This window comes from Staphylococcus caeli (assembly GCF_900097965.1).
In the GTDB taxonomy this organism is placed as follows: Bacteria; Bacillota; Bacilli; order Staphylococcales; family Staphylococcaceae; genus Staphylococcus; species Staphylococcus caeli.
This window is the reverse complement of sequence record NZ_FMPG01000005.1, coordinates 15,356-36,669: the sequence shown is the minus strand read 5'-3', so window position 1 is coordinate 36,669 and position 21,314 is coordinate 15,356. Positions and strand designations below refer to the sequence as shown.

The window sequence follows — 21,314 nt, the reverse complement described above, 5'->3', positions numbered from 1 at the left end:
TTCAGGCTTAGCCTATATCTCAATATGAGGTATAGGTTTTTTAATTTTTGATATGGAGATTGTAGCCAACACATACCCGGTCATACTGCCTTATGTCTTAGAAATACACGAATATACAGTATTCGAATAAATATAAGTAGTTGCTAACCGCGCTTATTGTAAGGTATAAGTCAATTTTGTATGAAGAAATGATTAATTTTGTGAATAAGTATGTAAGACGACCGGCAAGTTATCCACTGTTTTATTCATAGTTATCCAGAGATGTGCACAATTCACAGAGAAATACCCACATTATACACAGAGTTATCCACAAATACACAAGTTATTTCTTCTTTTTTGTTGATAAAACGTAAATATTATTAAATAGTCGTATACATTACTGTTATAATAAGAGGGAATAGTGTGAACAAGTGTATAACCTGTGGATAAGTCTAATAACTAGGATTTTTTATACTTTTGGAGGATAGATATGAAGATTACGATACTTACAGTAGGTAAATTAAAAGAAAAATACTGGAAACAAGCAATTGCAGAATATGAAAAACGCTTAGGTGCATACGCGAAAATGGAAATCATCGAAGTTCCTGACGAAAAAGCACCCGAAAATATGAGTGATAAAGAAGTTGAACAAGTAAAAGAAAAAGAAGGAAAACGTTTGTTAGCAAAAGTGAAACCACAGTCCACAGTAATCACGTTAGAAATTAAGGGCAATATGCTTACGTCAGAAGGTTTGGCGAAAGAAATAGAAAGCCGCATGACCCGTGGCCAGAGCGACTTCACATTTATTATTGGTGGGTCTAATGGATTGCATCAAACCGTACTAGATCGCAGTGACTATGCACTATCATTCAGCAAGATGACCTTCCCACACCAAATGATGCGCGTCATTTTGATTGAGCAAGTATACCGTGCATTTAAGATTATGCGAGGGGAAGCGTATCACAAATAAAACTAAAAAATAGATTGTGAAAAATATAATATGAAGTGGATTGATCGAAAATAATTTATTGATAGCCTTGATATCTGGAGTAGTTTTATATGGCTCTAAAAAATGAATTAGATTATATATGTTGATACCAGAGTTCTTAGTACAAAGATAGATTAAGAAGAACTTTATCCATTTATACTGAATTCTTTACTTCAGTTAAGAAAATGATAGGAGGGCACGAAGGACTTTTTAAACAAGAAGGAATTTTTGAGAGAGTTTATCAAGATTTATTTAAAAATTTAAATCAAGAATATCAAGACCCTTATTTGAAAAATATAAATTAAAGAAAAGTTTTAAACCTAAACAACATATCGAACTGGTGGAAGAAATAAAATTTCTTCGATCTATTAAGGAAACAGTTTGTTTTGAGATACCTGCACTTTTGGCAAATAGTGTCTAGTTATAATACTTTGACAAACATAAATGTCAAAATGATATATAATATATATTAAAGGTGATCTTTTATGAAAAATAGGGAGGAATTATTATGAGAAAAATTGATATAATTGGAAATGATGATTTAATGAAATCATTATCTAAATATCAAATCGCTTTATTTATAATATTTGGTAGCTTGTTTTTCATTATGGTAAAGATGAGTAACACCATTGATGTTTTTGATTCTACGATAAAAAATATAATTGTTGGTGTGGGTGTGCTAATAGGGATGTTTATTTTGCATGAATTGATTCACGGTTTATTTTTCAAATTATTTTCTCCAGAAAACAAGGTGCATTTTGGAGTTGCTAAAGGAATGATATATTGTGCAATACCAGGTGGAACCTTTACGCCATTAACTTTTGCTATAAGTGCAATAGCGCCATTTATGATTATTACTACAATATTTATTATCACTCTCTACATAGGAATTTTACCAAAAGTGTTTTTTGTAACGATGGCTACGATGCATGGAATGTCTTGTGTTGGAGATTTTTACTGGGTAGTTAAAATGACACAAATACCTAAATCATCGAAAATTGAAACGACACATACTGGGATAGTAATAACTGAAAAAGTTTGATTTATTCGCAAAGTAGTCATGTGTCGTTTATAAACTTTTCCATAAATTATAAAACTTAATTGAAATTTACATATGAAAGAAGAAATGGAAGTAAATAGGTAATCGCATCTGTGACAAAAAATAAACAGATTGAAAAAATTTATTCCAGAAATTAAGTCAAACTTATCCTAAGAAAAATGATGTAAAATTCAAATTATAGAAACCGTAGCAAAATTTAAATTTAAAAAAATAAGTTGTGAACAACGTACATTAGTTTCTTAAACGAAAATAATATTTTATATACAAAATTATTTATTACGAAGATTAACCAAGGTCTTATATATATAAAGAAAACCGGATGAAATCTTCTATAGAGATTACATCCGGTTTTGTTACATGCTAAATATAATGATTTCGTTATTTAGCATGAGATAATACATAATTTCTTGCGTAACCAATTAATGCTTCTCCCCCGGCGACCTCTTGTTTCGCATATGAATCAGTTGAACTGCCTCTAAGATTGTAACCATAGGTTCTTAATCCATATACTTGATAATTTCCATTTATCATTGGTGAACCAGAGGCACCTGAACGGAATTTATCTTTTGTTTGAATTTCAGTTTTATTGGAAGAAAATTGTAAAAATTTCAATTTATTTCTATAAGCTAATGTATTATCATCACGTGTGCCATTGAATTGCCATGGATAACCTAAAGAATATAAGTTGTCTTTAAACTTCAAATTTTTAATTTGTGACTCTGAGGCCAAGTTTAACGGTTGCGTATATTTAGACATTTTTTCTTTCGTGTGTATAATGGCAATATCTGAAGAAGGGACTTTTATTATTTTTGATGCATGGAAAGTGTAAGGGATTTTTCTACCATCACGATTCATATGAAAAACGATATCTTTTGGTGAAGCACTATGTCCATTACTTCGATCAATTACATGAGCATTTGTCAATACAGTATAGTCATCAATCACAAATCCAGTCCCCATACTGTCTTTACCGTAGCCTTTCCATCCATCATTATTTCGAATACGGCCGACCGCTTTATACTTTGTTTTATTTGCATAATTATATCTTTGAATAGTAACGTCTTTATTATTAATTTGTTTTGCTTTTTTTAAGGCATTACTATCATTTGGAGAATGTAAACCGTTGTAATAGTAATTTCCAACTGCTTGTGATTCACCGCTAACTACTACACTTAAGACAATAACTGTAATAAAACAAATAATGCCTTTTATTATATTATTCAAATTAATACCCCTTTGCATGTTGAAATTTAAAAATTATATGCCTTGCTTATTGGTGTTTAATATTTTATTCAGGATCACCATTTTCATCATATTTTGTTACATTACCGTTTTTGTCTATAATATAGGATCCTGCAAGATCTCCATTTTTATCAGTGAAAGAGAATCCCCATTCTCCGTTATCACTTTGTTCAGGTTCTTTATAATTATATTTTGAAGTATCTAAAGTATGTCCTTCATAGTCTTCCACTTTATCTATAACATTATCTCTTGTTACTTTCTCACTGCTATCGTCACTATCATTATCATCGGTGTTATCGTCACTATCGTCCGTCCCCATCTCTCCATACCCACTTGTTTCTGAAATAACATTTTCCCAATCACTTATTTGGCTTTGTGAAAGGTCTTGAAGTTTAACTGTTTTAGGATGATTGAGAATACGATTAGATTCACGTTCTGTATAATCATCTTCGATCCAACCTTTATCTTGGAAATGACTTGGAACGTTATAAACAGTCACAGTACCATCGTTATTATCTTGGTATACTACTTGTCCAGCCGCTGTTGGTGTGCCTGATAATATTTGAGTACCGTTTGGAAATTTGGCTGAAGCACTTTTATTATATGGATTTAGAGCCTTACCAGAAACATCTTCGTGATTGATTTCTGTATTTGAAGGGTCTACAGAACCTCCGTTGTCTTCGATGACAGAAACCCAAACTTTAGCATAATGTTCTTTAGAACTTGTACTTTCATTATTATTGCTATTATTATCACTATTGGATGAAGAAGATGAGTCATTACTTGACGTCTGGTTGTCATTCTTTTTCTTATTATCGTTAGATTGAGCACTTTCTTTTGATTCTTTGGAATCATCGTTTGATCCAGTATTAATATTAATATCACATGCCGATAAAAACATTGTTGCTAAGAGTGCACTACCAACCACATATTTTAATTTCACAAAAATCCTCCTTTGGAAATAATAAATTCTATTAATTATTATACATAAAAAATTGCGGAGCATCATATTTATTTTCAATTCAACAAAATAAAAATTAATAAATAGTTGTGAGTTACGTATTTGGTTAGGGCTAACGGGAAATATTATTTTGATAGAATTGATAACGGAAATAGTGAAATATGTTTGAATATTAACCAAGTATCTTATGGTATGAGTTGGAAATAAAAACTATAGAAAATGCTTTTCCTAAAAATAAGTTTCACACCTAGGAACCTACAAATGAAAAGAAATGTATAATTCATGATGCTATAATCAAAGTATAGTTTTAAAAGGGCAAATGTAGTTGAATTTTGGATTATTGGTTTAAACAATAACTATAGGGAGCTACAACCAAAAGTTAAAGGTTTGCAAATGATTTGAAGAATGAAAAACTAATGCCGTACACCTATAATTTATTAAATTTAAAAAAGGAGCCAATATTTATGTCATCAGATGATATTGTAAAAACACTTTACTCAAAAGAAGATATACGTACAGAATTAGGATTCACTTCATATAAATTTAATAAAAATATGAATATGATTATAAAATTATTTAAAATTGATATGAAAAAATTTCATGACTATAAAGGTCAAGATAAGAACAATCAATATACATTTAATGGTGTCGCAAAAGAGTTAATAAAAGTACTATTAAAAAGTGTTGATTATTATCCAGTAGATATCGCATCCAAAGGTTTTAAACAAAATGGAAAAACTAAAAAAGAAATAATCGATAATATTGATACCTCTAGTTATATGATGTATATTCATCAATTAATGAAATCAATTAATGAAATTCAATACAAGAGATTAGTTTCACATATACATATGAAAGATGTGTATCAAAATACTAAAGCATGGCTAAGTGTAGGTGAATCCATTAATAAAAAAGAACAAGAGCTATACCAATATATGTCAACGTTATCATTACATAAAAGAATTGAACTACAAAATGAGGTAGTAAAATCTATAGATGAAACGATTTTTCAATTTATGGCAAAAGAACATAGAAACACCCAAATAAAAGAAAATAATGAATTAGAAGAATACACAAATGCAATAAAAGAAGGTAAATATCCCAATAAGGATTACGAATTAAACCACCTATTATACAAGAAAAATGAAATACCATTAGATAGCTTAATTAAAGATGTATGGGACTATGATGAAACAGGGCATATAGAGCTTGATTGGTTAATTGCAGATATGTTGAAACGTTCACAACAAGCGGACGCTTATTTTATAGAAAGTCTAGATAAGAAAAACAAATTGAGAAAAAATATACATAAAGATTCTATTAAAAATATATCTAAATTGATTGATCATGAACTGGTAAAAAGTAACCGTAAATGGGATATATCATCTGCATATAAAAGACATCAGTTTTGGAATAATGCCAAAATGAATCGAGATACCCCAAAATACAATGCTTTATATTACAAAAATGATACTTTAAATATTGAAAATCAAAGCAACATTATTAAGAAAATCAAAACGATCGAGGCGAATTTAGAAGATGCTAATAAACAACCGAACTATTTAAACTACTTTTTACAAGCCAAATTTGATTTAGAGAGACTAGAAAGTGAATTGATGAAATACAGCATAAACCCAACATATATAAATAAGATTAATGATGATTTTATAAGGTATGCTATCGAAGATGTACATAATGCAATTATTAAAATCGACAGATATATAAGCACTGATGAAGTGAAGTTAAATTATTCAAATATCCAAATGGTCGTAAGAAATGAAATAATGGAGCAAGGTAGTTATTTCGTAACACAAAAATTGAATGCATTGTCAAAGGTAGAAGGATCTGATTTTCACTTTGGTAATTTTATAGTAGATCCTCTAGTGGAAAATTTTAGAAGAGCAATTAAAAATCGCAGATATGGTAAGAAAACATAATAGTCTTATTTATATTGGAGTTGCGGATAAGAGAAAACCAAAGTAATTTTTAAACCCAATAAACGTTGTTATAACGCGTTTATTGGGTTTATTTTTTTTCTGTTTTTTTCACATACCCAAATATTTTTTTAAAAGGGTCTGGTAGATTATACATTGTCGAGGCCAAGACAAATAAATTTCAGTGAAAGTGAGCGCGCCACTTTTAACCATAAAGGAGCATATTCAAATGAAGACAAGTCATAAACTAATGTCGTTGATTCAAAGTAATAAAGCACAACAATGGTTAATGGACAAATCATCTAACCAAGATGACGTTCAACAATTACAACAACAATTAAGCCAGCAGTTAGACCAACAATATAATGCACTTTTAGCTGATGATCAAGCTAAATTAGACCAATACGTGGAAGTACATCAAGGGTTGGAAGCATTAAAGGAAGAGATTGAATCAGAACCTATTACGCTTAGTATCGATAAATTACCGGATATCAAAGCAACAATGCTTGAAAGGGCCAAGAACGATGAACAATCTGATAAGCTCGAAAAGATATTTGGTAGATTAGAAAAGGCATTGAATGGTACGAATCGATTATATACGCAATTATCGTTGATTGGTACACGAACACATCGAATCACAACTAAAAATTTTAATATCCAAGGCTTACCAAAATTAGTCCAACGTATGATTTTACCTTCACAATTCAAAAAGGTATATACAATCGATTTCAAGTCATTTGACCCTTCGGTTGTTGGATACATGACGAAAGATTCTAAACTGATTGACTATTTGAATCATGAAGAAGGTTTATATGACGCATTACTAGAAGATTTATCACTGTCCAAAAAGGAGAAAAAGTTCGTTAAGCGAGCATTTATTGGTGCATTTCTATTTGGAGGCAACTTCGATAGCCCTAAATTCAAGTTGAAACAATATGTAAGTGAAGTGCATTGGTTGGATGCGGTCAGCCAATTTACAAAGGTCATCGAACTTAAGAAACAAGTCGAAGAACATAAAACCATGCCTATGCCCTACGGCATTGAACATGATATGAGCGCATTTCAAGGTAGCAGTATCATGGCAATCTATGTACAAACGGTAGCGAGTTATATTTTCAAGCACATTCTGTTGGAAGTGTACAAAGCACAGTGCGAACAAAAAACGTTCAAAATTATTGTGCCTATACACGACGCGATTATGATTGAATGTGATGATAAAGAGACTGCACAGGATGTTGCTCAGTTAATGAAACGTACGGCTAACCAGTTGTTCAATGGTGAATTTGCGCATGTGTCAGTGGAAGAAATGGGAGGTGAAGACCATGATGAATAATGATCGAGGGCAAAGCCTACACATCCCAAGTAGTACTCCACTCAAAGAAAATAATATATATGTAGCTACGTTACATTCTGTGAGTCAAACCAATTTCTCAGGTGAAGTAAAACACCAATTCACATATGAAATCGAAGTGAACAACCAGATTGTATATACGAATCGTAATATTCCAAAAAACCCGTGCGCTAATCAGTTGTCAATTCATGATTGGCTAAAGCGTCATAGCAACTATAGCATGGGGAACAAAACGTATGAACCTTACATTGACCGAAAGCATTTAATCTTTATTGGTCAATATAACGGTAATTATTATGTACACGATGTAGCACCATTAAATCTGACTGGAGGACTATTATAATGAATTATATATTACAAATGTTAACTAAGCTGATAAGCGTGGCTAAGGAGGCAATCGACCGTCAAGGTCTGATTGCTATCCTAACCATGAGTATAGGCAATGACGATGAGATAGAAGAAACGGTACAAGGTGAAACAGTGTATAACGAACTTATCAATCAATTACAACTTAATATCCCTAAAGATAAGGATTATCGACCTAACATCTATAGCTATTTTGGTATTAAGAAGAAACCAAGTGACACAATATTAATAGACATGATGATAAAAGTTTTTCATATCAAACGCTTCAATTCGGAACTGTATATATTCAAAGTTAACGGTTGGCAAAAGCTAAGTGAAGATGAATTAAAAGGATTTGTATCAAAAATGATACAAGTACTGTTAATCGGTTATACGCCTACGCAAAGTGCACTGAAAAATGTGGTTGAAGGTCTGCAAAAATCAACAGATGTAGAAGAACTTGTCGAGAACGAGCACTATATTGGTTGTGGTGAAAACATGTTCGGTCTTAATACATTCAAAGTCGTTAAAAATTCAATCGATATTTTTCCAAAAACACGATTGAATCTATCATTAAGTACAAATGATGTAATTACTGATAAGATACCGCCTTATTTTAACCAATATATGTTACAACTTTCGAATTACGATGAAGATTTACAGTATTTTCTTTTCCAGCATACAGCAGTGTTACTTACGGCTGATACTAAATATCGTAGGGGCATCATATTATATGGTGGCGCTAAGAATGGTAAATCTGTATATATTAAACTAATTAAATCATTTTTCTATGGCAATGACATTGTGTCTAAACCGCTTGATGATCTTCAAGGCCGTTTTGACAAAGAAAGTTTGGTTGGTAAAAGTCTAATGGCAAGTGATGAAATTGGTCAATCTAGAGTTCAAGAAAAGATTGTAAATGACTTCAAAAAATTATTATCTGTTGAACCCATTCATGTTGATCGTAAAGGTAAAACCCAAGTTGAAGTCACTTTGGATTTGAAACTTGTTTTTAGTACTAATGCGGTACTTAATTTTCCTCCTGAACATGCGAAAGCATTGGAGCGTCGAATTAATATTATTCCGTGTGAATATTATGTTGAAAAAGCGGACACTTCATTAATTGATAAGCTCCACAGTGAGAAGAAAGAAATCTTTCTTTACTTGATGTATGTGTATCAAAAAATTGTAAAAGCAGATATCGAGTATCTAGAAAATAGTCGTGTCACTGAAATTACTCACGATTGGTTAAATTTTGGATATGAATTTGTTTCTAGCAGGTCCGCAAGTATTGCAAATCAGAAAGCATGTATTAATTTACTCAAGAAAATAATAATTAGTAAGTCAGGATCTCGTGTCAGCGCGTCTGAGCTCAATAATATCATCAAAAAAGATATTAGTATAAGCTCTCAGGTTATTAAACAGCTAATTCAAGCAAATTTTGATACTCAAACCAAATTAAATAATGGTTACGATTATTGGGTTGATATAGATTGGAAAGAAATTGATGAAAAAGATACTATGATTTCATTAGATAAAAGCGAAAATGTAACAGACGATAAGTTATTATACGAAGATGATTTGGACTTAGATTGGGAGGACTTTGACTATGAATAATGAACAAATTGAAGCATTTGTAGAAGTGCTTGTACCCCTTATAGAAGAGCGTATGAATAAAAATAAGTAAGCTAATTATGTACTACAGGCCAATGCCTGTAGTACTCATATTATTAAGTGGCAAAAGTGATAAAAATGAAACGAAATTATAAATATATATTATCCATGTGATGTTATAAGACCGATGGTCTGTAACAATAATCTAATAAAAGGGGCGATAAACTTTATGAAGAAGAAAATTGCACTGTATTCACGCGTAAGTACATCTGAGCAATCTGAACGTGGTTATTCAATCCATGAACAAGAACAAGTGCTCATCAAAGAAGTTGTGAAAAACTATCCAGGTTATGACTATGAAACTTATATCGATTCTGGTATATCAGGTAAAAATATTGAAGGTCGACCAGCAATGAAACGCCTATTACAAGATGTTAAGGATAATAAGATCGAAATGGTGTTAAGTTGGAAATTGAATCGTATCTCACGATCAATGAGAGACGTGTTTAATATCATTCATGAATTCAAAGAACATGGCGTAGGGTATAAATCGATTTCTGAGAATATTGATACATCCAATGCCTCTGGAGAAGTACTCGTTACAATGTTTGGACTAATAGGATCCATCGAGCGTTCAACACTTATCAGTAACGTCAAGATGTCGATGAATGCCAAAGCACGTAGTGGAGAAGCTATTACAGGTCGAGTACTTGGATATAAGTTATCACTTAACCCACTGACACAGAAAAATGATTTAGTTATTAATGAAAATGAAGCTAATATCGTACGTGAAATCTTCGATTTATACTTGAATCATAATAAAGGACTCAAAGCCATTACAACCGTACTAAATCAAAAGGGGTATCGTACCATTAATCAAAAGCCATTTTCAGTGTATGGGGTTAAATATATTTTGAATAATCCAGTCTATAAAGGCTATGTCAGATTCAATAACCATCAAAATTGGGCTGTTCAGCGAAGAAGTGGTAAAAGTGATAAAAATGATGTGATATTGGTAAAAGGTAAGCATGAAGCCATTATAAGTGAAGATGTATTTGATCAAGTTCATGAGAAATTAGCCTCTAAAAGTTTTAAACCAGGCAGACCTATTGGTGGAGATTTCTACCTTCGCGGGCTCATTAAATGTCCAGAATGCGGCAATAATATGGTATGTCGACGGACCTATTATAAAACGAAAAAGTCCAAAGAACGGACAATCAAGCGCTATTACATTTGCTCCTTATTCAATCGTTCAGGGAGTTCTGCATGTCACAGTAATTCCATCAATGCAGAAGTCGTCGAGCGTGTAATTAATGTTCATTTGAATCGTATTCTGTCTCAACCAGATGTGATTAAGCAGATTGCGTCAAATGTGATAGAAGAACTGAAACAAAAGCATAATAATCAAGCAGAAATAAAATATGACACTGATAGCTTAGAAAAACAAAAAGCTAAGCTTAAAACACAACAAGAACGGTTATTAGATTTGTATTTGGATGAGGAAATAGATAGCGACATGTTGAAGGAGAAACAAAGTCGAATGAACGAGCAGTTAGAAGTATTAGATCAACAGATTAAAGAAGCGAAACAAGCAAATCAATCCCAAGATGATATACTCAATTTTGATAAGTTAAAAGGACGACTCATTTTGATGATAACACGATTCAGTGTGTACTTAAGAAAAGCTACACCCGAAGCTAAAAATCAACTTATGAAAATGTTAATTGACTCGATTGAAATTACCAAAGATAAACAAGTGAAATTGGTACGATATAAAATTGATGAAAGTCTTATCCCTCAATCTTTGAAAAAAGATTGGGGGTCTTTTTTTATGCCCAAATTCCAATTCGAAATAGACGGTCGAAAGAATTATTTCATCGACCAAATTACCACTTTTACCACTTAGTTCTTAGTGACAAAAGTGAGAGAAATGAAATAAAAATCAAATATATATTATCTAAATGATGTATCACATGCATACATCAACCAAATACATTAGGAGGTCATAACATGACACTAGAACAACAACTCAAGCACTATATAACCAACTTATTCAAGCTGGCAAAGGAAGAAAAATGGGAATGTGAATCCATCGAGGAAGTCGCTGATGATATTCTACCTGATCAATACGTAAGACTTGGCCCACTCAGTAATAAAATACTTCAGACTAATACCTACTACTCTGACACACTTCATGAAAGTAATATCTATCCTTTCATCCTCTATCATCAGAAACAACTCATAGCTATCGGCTATATCGACGAAAATCACGATATGGATTTCTTATATCTACACAACACCATCATGCCCCTTTTGGATCAACGATACTTACTAACAGGAGGACAATAATATGCATAAATATATCAAAATTACACAACTCGTCATCACAATCTTAAGTGAAATCATTACATGGATGAAAGAATCAGAACGAAAGGAGACCTCTTATGAATAGATATATCACTCGTGGTATTGCCAATAGCTTACCTATCACCTTACAAAAACAATTATGGCAACTCGTATCTGAGCGAGAACAAGAACAATCAAAAGAATTAGAAGCAATAGATTACTTTCATATCTTCCAGTTCAATATGCACAATAACCAACTATATATCAAACACAAACAAGAACGACCAGCGTACGTGAAAACGCATAAGGCAAATATCAAACAACCTATCAATATCAATAAGGTCTACATTATCCGAGAAGACGATGTAGACCTTTCTTATTACGTCATGTTACTACCAGAAGAATACTAGAGGAGTGAAAATTATATGAAAACAATCAAAAACATATTAGAAACCGAAGCCATGTTTAGTGATGACCAACAACATCGCTATCTACTTAAGAAAACATGGGATAGTGAAAAACAAACAATCACAATCATCACGATGTATCCGCATTATGATGGTATTCTCAATATCGACCTAACTACCCAACTCATTATGAACAAAGTTTCAGAAATGGATGCATTTGGTTCAATCAACTTTGTGAATCTATACTCTAATATTACAACACCTATCAATCTCAAACATTTAGAAAATGCCTATGATAAGCATACAGATATTCAAATTATGAAGGCTGTGAAAGAATCAGATGAAGTGATATTAGCTTGGGGTGCTTACGCTAAAAAACCCGTCGTCGAAGCACGTGTGAATGAAGTATTAGAAATGTTGAAACCACATAAGAAGAAAGTGAAACAACTCATGAACCCCGCAACTAATGAAATCATGCATCCCCTTAATCCAAAGGCAAGACAGAAATGGACTTTGAAAGCATGACCCAAATATGGAGGTAAAATATGAAGGAAATCAATATCATTTCACTACAAATGATAAAAATAGATACATTAACTTATCTAAAAGATCGTATTTCAAACCCTGAGGATGCGGCAGAAATCATGCGTTCATTCATTGGAAACAGTGACCGAGAACACCTCATACTTATATGTATGAATAGTAAAAACGAACCTACACACATTCAAACACTATCGATTGGATCTATTAACCAGACAGTGATTCATCCTAGAGAAATATTCAAAACAGCGATACTCAGTAACGCAAACAGTATTATGCTCGGTCATAACCATCCAAGTGGAGATATAACACCCTCTCCTGAAGATATTAATGTAACCGAACGGTTAATGCTCATCAGTGAAATGATGGGCATTTTATTTTATGACCATATTATTTTCTCAGATAGTAACACGTATTCCATTAGAAAACATAATTTAAAAGTAGAGATATAGCCGTATTTTGTCACTACCATTATTTCGTGACTTTCCAATGTTTATAAAATCCCTTTATATCAATGTCTTCATCTAAAAAAATATTTTTCACAACTTTTATAAAATATACGGAGTATTGACTTATTGTGACAAACCTATTTTGTAATATATAACTTAAAGGAGGTGACATATTGGATCGTGCATTTCGAATACTTACGATATACCATCGTTTACTACAGAATAAATCCGTCAACAAACAATCACTTACATTAGAACTTGAGACAAGCCCTAGGACGATACAAAGAGATATCGACGATATCAGAAATTTCTTATACGAAAGCAAATCATGGATCAGTGCACCTAAAGAAATCACGTATGATTATAAGTCAGAAAGTTATAAGCTCGAACAAGATAAGAGTGAAAATATGTATTTTATGTATGACATTTTGACTGCTTTGTACCTGACTACACCAAAATTAAGCCATTACTTTTATCAATATCTTAAATTATTAATCATCAAACATCATTCAAATCACCGCACTATACTATTAAAACATCTTGACCGCTTTGAAATTGATAAAAATCAAGCAGGTATTTCGACATCATCATTAGCTGTTCAAGCAATGAACGAAAATAAATATCTTCAATACAATCAAAAACTATTATTACCTTTATCGATGTACTATCAAATGCATGCTTTTCACTTAGTATATCGAATGGACGATGAAATTTATATCGATGATATTAATCAAATGAATCTGAGTTTGTCTGAAAAATCTATGGATACACATGAAAAATCAAAGGTACAAATCTATATTACGTTTGAAATTTCTAAAGATGTATGGTTAAAAATGCATCGATATTATCAAATTCATGTGATAGAAAAATATGATGCACATTATCTTATTGTCACTTTCAAGATGACAAGACTCGAAGCGATTCAACTCTGTTTTATGTATCGATCCAATATACGTATCATTTCACCCCCTGATTTGAAAGAACAAGTGATTGATGAATTACTTTTATTACAATCAACCTATTTAAAACAACAGGTTCAAGAATAGACATAGCACACAATATTTAATAATTAACAAAAATGAAAGGAATGAGAATCATGAGTAACATTATAAAAACGATAGGCAAAGGCATTGGGAAAGGTGTCGGTGCAGCAGCATATTATTCAGTTGCGACTGTTGGCGCGGCCATCGGTGCGATTTGGGAAACAACAGGCGATAGAGGTATTATGAGAGACGCTTTAAGTGATAGTTCAAACCAGTATTTAATAGAAGTATATGAGACACACGAGAAAGATGATGGGGATTATGATACTTACATTGCGGCTAAGTCTTTATTACAAGAAAGAGGCTTCACTTATAATCACGAAACAAATAATTGGGAAAAATAATAAGGAGTGAAATATATGGAATTTGCATATTATGAAACGAAATCATTAAATGATTTTGAAAATGAACTGAAAACACTTGCTTTAAATAAAAAGTATACATTCAGTAAGGATATTGAAGTCCTTAAAGAGGATGAAATTCTAGAGAAATCGAGTAGCCATGAACGTGAACTATTAAAAGTATTTAAAAATAATGCCAAGATAACAACCTATCATTTAAAAAATCATAAAAGCAATTATTTAATTATTATTGGAGAAACAAATATACCTAATGTCATAGGTCTAACAGTTATATTTGATAAAAAACCTTTTAAACAAATGGGTAAAGCTGCATTAGGAACCTTAATAGGATTAACTGCTATGTCTGGAGGTAGTCTTCTATTTGCAGCAGCAGGTCTTGGGATTTTAGGATCTTATTTTAAAAGAACATTCACAATTAAAGGGCCACTCGGTAAAGAAGTAGCAAGAATTATAGAAAATCACTTGGGTGAACCTGTAGAAATTAAAGCATAATACAGAAGTAACTATTTTTAAAGGCACATTGATTTCAAAATGTGTTCTTTTTTAAATTATTTTAACAATAAATATAGAAACGCGTAGCAAAATAGATTAATATAAAATTAAAATAATTACAGAATGGGGATAATGATGTGAAGAAAATTTTCGCTAGTTTAGGCGTTATTTTATTAGTTGCAGTATTGGGAGTTGCAGTTGTATTTGCATATGGGAGTTATAAAGATTTAGAACTAAAAAAAGAAGAAACTAAAGTAACTGAAAACAAGCACAAAGATAGTAAAAACAAAACTTCAAAAAAAGAACAACAAAATCAAACTACAAACCAAACAGAAATTCAAGAATCAACAAACACAAATAATAATGCTGATGAAGTTCGAACGACAGAAGATGGTGAAGAAATTAAAAAAACTAAGAATGGCATAGATTATACTGGTGAATTTGATTCTCCTGAAGAAGAGGAAGAGTTTGAAAAAGGTGTAATGGCCCAATCTGGCGGTGGAGCTACAAATGGAGAAAATACAGAAGAAAGTTCAGCAAAATATACAGCTGAAGATGCTAAAAACATGTCTGATGATGAATTCTTAGATGCATATAAAGAAGGCATGAGTGAAGAAGAAGCTGCCGCTGTTGATAGTAGAGCTGAAGGTTCTGGAGATTATGTTGGTTATTTAAGAGGTCAAGTAGAAGCACGCTCCAATGGTCAAGGTGGCAATTATTAAAATTAAGGATGAATAAATGATGAAAAAATTATTAAGCACAATAACAATAATTGCTATTTTAGGGATATTAGCAGCTGTTGGATTTTTTGGATACAACAAATATCAAGAAGTCGAGTTAGAGAAAAATAAATTACAAGCTCAACAAAAAATTAATGAAGACAATAATTCACAAAGTGATAGTAAAACAGTTAATGATGAGAGTCAAAATAATAGTCAAGAGCAAGACAATGATGGTGGTCAAACAGTAAAAGTCCACGAAGGAAGTAGTGAAAGAACTGCAGATAAAGATGAATTTTCTGATTTGAAAGTGAATAGAGATAATGTATTTGATTACGTTATAGCAGCTGTTAATCAAACTGAAGGTGGAGATGCTTCTTTAATCAAATTTCAACAACCTGAATTTTCAGCACAAGATGATGGCATATGGAGAATAGCAGCAAATAATAAGAGTGGCCACGGTTCATACACCTTTATTGTAGATCAAGATGGAACTGTTCAAATTTGGGACGGCTTGATGAATGAAAAAATTGAAGAACAAAAAGTTACAATAGAATAAATTTTAAAATGGGGAAAGTAAATGAAAGAAAACTATAAAAATTTTATCCAAATATTTACTAAAAGAAAAAGCATTTTAACTCAAAGTATTATTTTAATATGTATGACGTTTTTCTTGTTGAATAAACATAGTGCTAATGCATCTGAAATCACGCAAGAACAAGCAGAAAATATAATTAATCAAGAGACAAATACAAGTATAAAGAGCAACGATATTAAAACAGAAAATGTTCAAAACAAAGGTGTAAAGACCAATACACAAAGCACATTGACAGAACCCCAAAATGAAAATCCCAAAGTTGATAATAATCAAAATCATTATCCTTTAACAAATAATAATCAAGGGGTTCAAGAAGTAGTCAAAAACAATAATACTTTAGATAATAATGAAGTAATTAAAGATACAGGGGATATCCACGAAAGTGCTGCTAATTCTAAAAATATAGCACAAGTTAAAAATCTCAAATCGAGAACTACACAACAAATAAGTTCACCAAATCAACAGACATTATATAATGCTCAAGACAAATCTAGCCAAATTGATAATGAAACATTAGCTATACAGAAACAGCAACAATTCAATGCTGATAGATTAAAAAACATCAAAGGCAACAGTATTTATAAAAATACTTATTATGATAAGAAATATGAGGGTATTTTAAGTATCGAAACAGACCGTATTAATTACAAACCTGGTGAAACAGTTAAAATATATACTGAGCATAACAAGACCTTCACTAAACCTATATACAGCGAAGCGATATTATACGCACATAGATCTAGTGGATGGTATATAGGCGATCCACCATATCGTTTTGATAAAACTTCATTGGTTGGTAGAACGACATCATTTTATAAGAAAGCGAATGGCAATTGGGAATCTATCATAACTATTCAATTACCTGAGAAAATGGTAGATGATGCTTTTGATATTACAGTTAACAGCTGGAATGACATTGAGTCAGAATATACGAGATCATATAGTAATTCCAATGGTTTACTTATAAAAGTGTTAAATAACAATACATCCGGTTTAGGAGAATATAAAGTAGAAGCGTTTGATGAATCAACTAAACCCAAACAAGAATTTAATGGTCCAAAAATCATTAAATACTACACAGATAAAAAAATTTATAATCCAAATGATACAGTAAAAATGACAATTGAAATGCAAGACAAGAATGATATCGCTTATGTCCAAGCTAAACTAAATACATTAGAACCCGATGTATATAAAGATGGCTCTCAAAAATATATTCCGATGACCTTTGCGAATTTCACAAGAGATATTAAACAAATGAGTAATGGAAACTGGCAAGCTATTCTTGAATTCAAAATACCATCTTACATTAAAACAGGTGATATAATACTTGATGATATTGTAGCTTCTGATAAGTTGGGTAATGATAATGAACTTGATTATGATTTTGATAAAAAATTATTTAAAGTTGAACGAACTGAAAATATAGCTTCATTCACAGTTGATACAATCGCAGATTTTTCAAAAGAAATAAGAGGAAAAGCTACATCTAATATGATGGTTTATGCATATGTAAATAATAAGCAAATAGGAAAAGCAAAAGTTACTGATGGTAAATATTTTATGAGTATTCCAAAACAAAAAGCAGGTACAAATATTCAAATATTTACAATTAATAAATATAATAAAAAGAGTAAGATTATTACAAAGAAAGTTATAGATAGAACAGCACCTAAGACACCAACAATAAGCAAAATAACACCAAAATCTAAAGTTGTTAGTGGTAAAGGTGAAAAAAATTCAATTGTCTATATCTATAGAGGTTCAAGCAAAATTGGACAAGCAACTGTAAATGCAAAGGGTAATTATAAACTCAATATTAAACCACAGAAAAAAGGTGCTAAATTAACAATATATAGTGTAGATAAAGCTAAAAATAAAAGTAAAAAGCTGTATGTAAAGGTATCTTAAAACATACTCTTAATAGGGCTATAGAATAAATAATAGAATGTGTGTACTAAAAATGCGGTTAGAGAATTGAAATATTTCTCTAACCGCGTTTTTTATATTTTTTTGGTACTCATCTTTATTGTTTACATAATAGGGCTTTATCAGAACTACACAAACATCTTCTGTAAAAATCCTTTCTTACGATCTTTTAATAATTCGATTTTTTGTGATTGTCCCTCAATGAAATCATCAAATCTTCTAAATAAATTCCCGATCTTCTGTTGTTCATCTTGAACAGGCCAATTAATCATTATTTCAGTTATTTCTGATTTTTTTAAATTAGTTTGTCCAACACCACTGTCATATTTAAGTAGCTGCTTATTTCTATTTAAAATTGCATAAACAAATCTTGAATCACCTAATATATTGTATAATCTTCCGATTCTTTGATTTAAAGAATATTTATTATTTTCTTCTACTAAAAAACATTTTGCTAAAGCTTTCCCATTAGGTATATCACTCATTACTATAGCAATATCTTGTTGGTTTAAAGGAGTTAATTGTTGAGAAACATATTTTTTTACCTGGGCTTCAGTAGATATAAATTTTGAATTTACTAATATATAATTTCCTGTTTCAGAAACATAACTTTCATGAGCTTTCCCATTTTGAAAATCTGCTATTTCGTTTAGCTTACGTTTTTCCCAATCTGGATATATTTTTCCACTTTCATCTTTAAAGCGAAGTTTTTGAGAGAAAATTTGTTGCATATATCCCTTCTTCTGTTCTTCTAACTTCTCCAATTTCTGTTCTTCAAGTTCAATTTGACGGTCAAGTTTGCTAAAGAAGTCACCTATTATTTGTTGTTCTTGGTTTTTAGGGAAGTAAAATTTCATCTTTTTGAACATCCCAGTAGTTATTTGATTTATTGTTGCTCCTAAATTCATATGAATATTTCTCTTGAAATTTTCTGTATCTAGTAACGCGTTAATAAACAAATTATAATCAGAGCGTATTCCTGTCATAAATGCTCCTATAACAGTATTATTTAAATATGTAGAGACTAAAGCATGCTTTCCTATCAATTTTCTAGAGCCATTCCTTACTACTACAATAATATCTCCTTTGTCCACCTTTTCTACTTTTAAGTTTTTTAAATTCACATAAACATTATCAGCATTGATTAGTCTGTTATTTTTTATATTTGAAGATCGAATTACAAAGGTTCCCTTTTCGTTTGTAATATCATCAGGTGAATAAGTTAACCCCGAGTAAAAATCCACTACTTCACTAATAAAATTCTCTTCCCATCCATCTTTAAATCCTGGAAATCTCAACTCTGGCTCATTCTTCATTTCATTAGTCATGTTTATACACTCCTAATTCTTTTAAATACTCGTTAATTTCTTGTTCTACGTCTGCGATTTCATCATCGATTTGATTTAAGTCTTGTTGCACTTGGTTTAAATCAATCGGTTCTTCTTCTTCAAATGTGTCGACATATCTAGGAATATTTAAGTTATAATCATTTTCTTCAATTTCTTTGATACTTGCCACATAGCTATATTTATCAACTGTTTCTCTGTTTTTATACGTATCAATGATTTTTTCAACTTGCTCATCTGTTAAATGGTTTTGATTTTTACCTTTTTCAAATTCATTAGACGCATCAATAAATAACACATCTTGATCTTCTTCACGACACTTTTTAAATACAAGGACACATGTTGGAATAGAAGTGCCGTAGAAAATATTGGCTGGTAAACCAATAACTGCATCTAAATAGTTTTTCTCTTCAATAAGATATTTACGTATCGTGCCTTCAGCTGCTCCACGGAATAACACACCATGCGGTAAGACGACCGCCATTGTTCCTTCATCGTCTAAATAGTGCACCATATGTTGGATAAATGCGAAGTCTGCTTTTGATTTAGGCGCTAACTTCCCGTAATTGCTAAAGCGTTCATCATCATTGAACTTGCTGTCCGCCGACCATTTCGCACTGTAAGGCGGGTTAGCGACAACCGCATCGAATTTTTCATCTAAAAATGCGGGGTTTTCCAGAGTGTCTCCATTTTGAATATCAAAGTTTTCATAACGCACATCATGTAACAACATGTTCATTCGAGCCAAGTTGTATGTGGTATTGTTACGTTCTTGACCATTGTAAAGGTAAACCGTTGTTTCTTTACCGACACGCAGTAATAATGAGCCTGAACCACACGTAGGGTCATAGACATTTCTTAATTTGTCTTTACCTAATGTAACGATTTTCGCTAATATTTTTGACACTTGCTGAGGTGTATAGAATTCCCCAGCTTTTTTACCTGCATTGGCCGCAAAACGCCCAATTAGAAATTCGTAAGCATCACCTAACATATCAATTTCCATATCGCTATGCACAAATGGTAGGTCGCCTAAGTTAACCATTACTTTACCTATAAGGGCAGTACGTTCTTTGACCGTATTCCCCAGACGTGTTGAGCTTAAATCCATATCGCTGAACAAACCAATGAAGTCTTCTTCACTGTCTTGGCCAAGCGTAGACGTCTCTACTTTTCGAATGGCTTGTGCTAAATGTTCAATATCAAAACGCTGGTTTTCGATTTCTTTAACCATACTACTGAATAAGTCTTCAGGTTCAATAAAGTAACCCACATTTTCAATCAGTTCAGCTTTTAAGTCTTCACGATATTCTTCATCTTCCCATGCTTCTTCATATGTTAAATCTTCACCTGATAATGCTTCTGCAACTTCTGTTTCAGCTTTTTCTGATAAAAAGCGATAGAAGATGAGTCCTAGAATATAATTACGGAACTCACTCGCATCCATATTCCCCCTTAAATCATTGGCAATGGACCATAAACGTTTATGTAATTCAGCCTGTTGCTGACGTTGTTTCTCTGTAATTGACATGTTATTTCCTCCATTTATTAAAATGCTTTTGCTTTGCTTATATAATTATCTTATGTGTTTGTAGAACATATCAAAACC

The 21,314-nt window shown here is 31.7% G+C and carries 21 protein-coding genes; 17 read left to right on the top strand and 4 right to left on the bottom strand.

The features are described from left to right. The first annotated feature begins 469 nt into the window (after nt 1–469). Both rlmH and BJS11_RS07345 read left to right on the top strand, forming a co-directional pair. Complete coding sequence (rlmH, locus tag BJS11_RS07350; protein WP_069995328.1) at nt 470–949, top strand: 23S rRNA (pseudouridine(1915)-N(3))-methyltransferase RlmH; 480 nt, start codon at nt 470–472, stop codon at nt 947–949. Nucleotides 950–1,475: 526 nt separating this feature from the next. Then, the gene (locus BJS11_RS07345; RefSeq protein WP_069995327.1) at nt 1,476–2,009 is read left to right on the top strand and encodes a DUF3267 domain-containing protein; all 534 of its coding nucleotides are present in this window, start codon (nt 1,476–1,478) and stop codon (nt 2,007–2,009) included. Nucleotides 2,010–2,405: 396 nt separating this feature from the next. On the opposite strand, the gene BJS11_RS07340 is transcribed toward BJS11_RS07345, so the two are convergent. Beyond that, nucleotides 2,406–3,269 (bottom strand): trypsin-like serine peptidase, encoded by an 864-nt coding sequence (locus BJS11_RS07340; protein WP_069995326.1) that lies wholly within the window; start codon nt 3,267–3,269, stop codon nt 2,406–2,408. A gap of 46 nt (nt 3,270–3,315) precedes the next feature. After that, on the bottom strand, nt 3,316–4,212 hold the full coding sequence (locus BJS11_RS07335) for a YdeJ family lipoprotein (protein ID WP_245167106.1): 897 nt from the start codon (nt 4,210–4,212) through the stop codon (nt 3,316–3,318). Between the two features lie 482 nt (nt 4,213–4,694). Here BJS11_RS07335 and BJS11_RS07330 point away from each other — a divergent pair, with 482 nt between their 5' ends. The 15 genes from BJS11_RS07330 to BJS11_RS07260 all read left to right on the top strand — a co-directional run bounded on the left by BJS11_RS07330 (nt 4,695) and on the right by BJS11_RS07260 (nt 18,341). Continuing rightward, a complete protein-coding gene (locus BJS11_RS07330) occupies nt 4,695–6,167 on the top strand; it encodes a DUF6038 family protein (protein WP_069995325.1) in 1,473 nt (490 codons plus the stop codon). A gap of 226 nt (nt 6,168–6,393) precedes the next feature. Then, on the top strand, nt 6,394–7,497 hold the full coding sequence (locus BJS11_RS07325) for a DNA polymerase family A protein (RefSeq protein WP_069995324.1): 1,104 nt from the start codon (nt 6,394–6,396) through the stop codon (nt 7,495–7,497). Beyond that, nucleotides 7,490–7,858 (top strand): hypothetical protein, encoded by a 369-nt coding sequence (locus BJS11_RS07320; protein ID WP_069995407.1) that lies wholly within the window; start codon nt 7,490–7,492, stop codon nt 7,856–7,858. The genes BJS11_RS07325 and BJS11_RS07320 overlap by 8 nt, the downstream gene beginning before the upstream one ends. Beyond that, the gene (locus BJS11_RS07315; protein ID WP_069995323.1) at nt 7,858–9,477 is read left to right on the top strand and encodes a DUF5906 domain-containing protein; all 1,620 of its coding nucleotides are present in this window, start codon (nt 7,858–7,860) and stop codon (nt 9,475–9,477) included. The genes BJS11_RS07320 and BJS11_RS07315 overlap by 1 nt, the downstream gene beginning before the upstream one ends. A 226-nt stretch (nt 9,478–9,703) precedes the next feature. Next, nucleotides 9,704–11,380 carry a cassette chromosome recombinase CcrC gene (ccrC, locus tag BJS11_RS07310; protein ID WP_069995322.1) on the top strand — a complete coding sequence of 559 codons (1,677 nt, stop codon included), beginning with the start codon at nt 9,704–9,706 and terminating at the stop codon, nt 11,378–11,380. 104 nt (nt 11,381–11,484) lie between these two features. After that, nucleotides 11,485–11,823: an SAUGI family uracil-DNA glycosylase inhibitor gene (locus BJS11_RS07305; protein WP_069995321.1), complete on the top strand. Its 339-nt coding sequence runs from the start codon at nt 11,485–11,487 to the stop codon at nt 11,821–11,823. A gap of 95 nt (nt 11,824–11,918) precedes the next feature. Further along, nucleotides 11,919–12,230: a DUF960 family protein gene (locus BJS11_RS07300; protein WP_069995320.1), complete on the top strand. Its 312-nt coding sequence runs from the start codon at nt 11,919–11,921 to the stop codon at nt 12,228–12,230. Nucleotides 12,231–12,245: 15 nt separating this feature from the next. Beyond that, nucleotides 12,246–12,752: a DUF1643 domain-containing protein gene (locus tag BJS11_RS07295; protein WP_069995319.1), complete on the top strand. Its 507-nt coding sequence runs from the start codon at nt 12,246–12,248 to the stop codon at nt 12,750–12,752. A gap of 20 nt (nt 12,753–12,772) precedes the next feature. Further along, the gene (locus tag BJS11_RS07290) at nt 12,773–13,219 is read left to right on the top strand and encodes a JAB domain-containing protein (RefSeq protein ID WP_069995318.1); all 447 of its coding nucleotides are present in this window, start codon (nt 12,773–12,775) and stop codon (nt 13,217–13,219) included. A gap of 170 nt (nt 13,220–13,389) precedes the next feature. After that, nucleotides 13,390–14,262, top strand: coding sequence for a WYL domain-containing transcriptional regulator (locus BJS11_RS07285; RefSeq protein WP_069995317.1), 873 nt, complete (start codon nt 13,390–13,392; stop codon nt 14,260–14,262). 50 nt (nt 14,263–14,312) lie between these two features. Further along, nucleotides 14,313–14,603, top strand: a complete 291-nt coding sequence (locus tag BJS11_RS07280; protein WP_069995316.1) for a hypothetical protein — start codon at nt 14,313–14,315, stop codon at nt 14,601–14,603. 15 nt (nt 14,604–14,618) lie between these two features. Next, a complete protein-coding gene (locus tag BJS11_RS07275; protein WP_069995315.1) occupies nt 14,619–15,113 on the top strand; it encodes a hypothetical protein in 495 nt (164 codons plus the stop codon). Nucleotides 15,114–15,250: 137 nt separating this feature from the next. Beyond that, nucleotides 15,251–15,835, top strand: a complete 585-nt coding sequence (locus BJS11_RS07270; protein ID WP_069995314.1) for a hypothetical protein — start codon at nt 15,251–15,253, stop codon at nt 15,833–15,835. A gap of 19 nt (nt 15,836–15,854) precedes the next feature. Next, the gene (locus BJS11_RS13920; protein WP_245167104.1) at nt 15,855–16,391 is read left to right on the top strand and encodes a hypothetical protein; all 537 of its coding nucleotides are present in this window, start codon (nt 15,855–15,857) and stop codon (nt 16,389–16,391) included. Between the two features lie 21 nt (nt 16,392–16,412). After that, complete coding sequence (locus BJS11_RS07260) at nt 16,413–18,341, top strand: Ig-like domain-containing protein (protein WP_069995313.1); 1,929 nt, start codon at nt 16,413–16,415, stop codon at nt 18,339–18,341. A 146-nt stretch (nt 18,342–18,487) separates the two neighbouring features. On the opposite strand, the gene BJS11_RS07255 is transcribed toward BJS11_RS07260, so the two are convergent. Together BJS11_RS07255 and BJS11_RS07250 are read right to left on the bottom strand one after the other, a co-directional pair. Beyond that, complete coding sequence (locus BJS11_RS07255) at nt 18,488–19,687, bottom strand: restriction endonuclease subunit S (protein WP_081333079.1); 1,200 nt, start codon at nt 19,685–19,687, stop codon at nt 18,488–18,490. Beyond that, on the bottom strand, nt 19,680–21,236 hold the full coding sequence (locus BJS11_RS07250; RefSeq protein WP_069995312.1) for a type I restriction-modification system subunit M: 1,557 nt from the start codon (nt 21,234–21,236) through the stop codon (nt 19,680–19,682). The genes BJS11_RS07255 and BJS11_RS07250 overlap by 8 nt, the downstream gene beginning before the upstream one ends. Nucleotides 21,237–21,314: the final 78 nt, after the last annotated feature.

Excerpts from the sequence above, each read along its gene's own strand:
- BJS11_RS07305 (WP_069995321.1), top strand. The coding sequence starts at position 11,485 with ATGACACTAGAACAACAACTCAAGCACTATATAACCAACTTATTCAAG.
- BJS11_RS07330 (WP_069995325.1), top strand. The coding sequence starts at position 4,695 with ATGTCATCAGATGATATTGTAAAAACACTTTACTCAAAAGAAGATATA.
- BJS11_RS07300 (WP_069995320.1), top strand. The coding sequence starts at position 11,919 with ATGAATAGATATATCACTCGTGGTATTGCCAATAGCTTACCTATCACC.
- BJS11_RS07345 (WP_069995327.1), top strand. The coding sequence starts at position 1,476 with ATGAGAAAAATTGATATAATTGGAAATGATGATTTAATGAAATCATTA.
- BJS11_RS07250 (WP_069995312.1), bottom strand. The coding sequence starts at position 21,236 with ATGTCAATTACAGAGAAACAACGTCAGCAACAGGCTGAATTACATAAA.
- BJS11_RS07260 (WP_069995313.1), top strand. The coding sequence starts at position 16,413 with ATGAAAGAAAACTATAAAAATTTTATCCAAATATTTACTAAAAGAAAA.
- BJS11_RS13920 (WP_245167104.1), top strand. The coding sequence starts at position 15,855 with ATGAAAAAATTATTAAGCACAATAACAATAATTGCTATTTTAGGGATA.
- BJS11_RS07280 (WP_069995316.1), top strand. The coding sequence starts at position 14,313 with ATGAGTAACATTATAAAAACGATAGGCAAAGGCATTGGGAAAGGTGTC.
- BJS11_RS07255 (WP_081333079.1), bottom strand. The coding sequence starts at position 19,687 with ATGACTAATGAAATGAAGAATGAGCCAGAGTTGAGATTTCCAGGATTT.
- BJS11_RS07295 (WP_069995319.1), top strand. The coding sequence starts at position 12,246 with ATGAAAACAATCAAAAACATATTAGAAACCGAAGCCATGTTTAGTGAT.
- BJS11_RS07290 (WP_069995318.1), top strand. The coding sequence starts at position 12,773 with ATGAAGGAAATCAATATCATTTCACTACAAATGATAAAAATAGATACA.
- BJS11_RS07275 (WP_069995315.1), top strand. The coding sequence starts at position 14,619 with ATGGAATTTGCATATTATGAAACGAAATCATTAAATGATTTTGAAAAT.
- rlmH (WP_069995328.1), top strand. The coding sequence starts at position 470 with ATGAAGATTACGATACTTACAGTAGGTAAATTAAAAGAAAAATACTGG.
- BJS11_RS07325 (WP_069995324.1), top strand. The coding sequence starts at position 6,394 with ATGAAGACAAGTCATAAACTAATGTCGTTGATTCAAAGTAATAAAGCA.
- BJS11_RS07315 (WP_069995323.1), top strand. The coding sequence starts at position 7,858 with ATGAATTATATATTACAAATGTTAACTAAGCTGATAAGCGTGGCTAAG.
- ccrC (WP_069995322.1), top strand. The coding sequence starts at position 9,704 with ATGAAGAAGAAAATTGCACTGTATTCACGCGTAAGTACATCTGAGCAA.
- BJS11_RS07320 (WP_069995407.1), top strand. The coding sequence starts at position 7,490 with ATGAATAATGATCGAGGGCAAAGCCTACACATCCCAAGTAGTACTCCA.
- BJS11_RS07340 (WP_069995326.1), bottom strand. The coding sequence starts at position 3,269 with ATGCAAAGGGGTATTAATTTGAATAATATAATAAAAGGCATTATTTGT.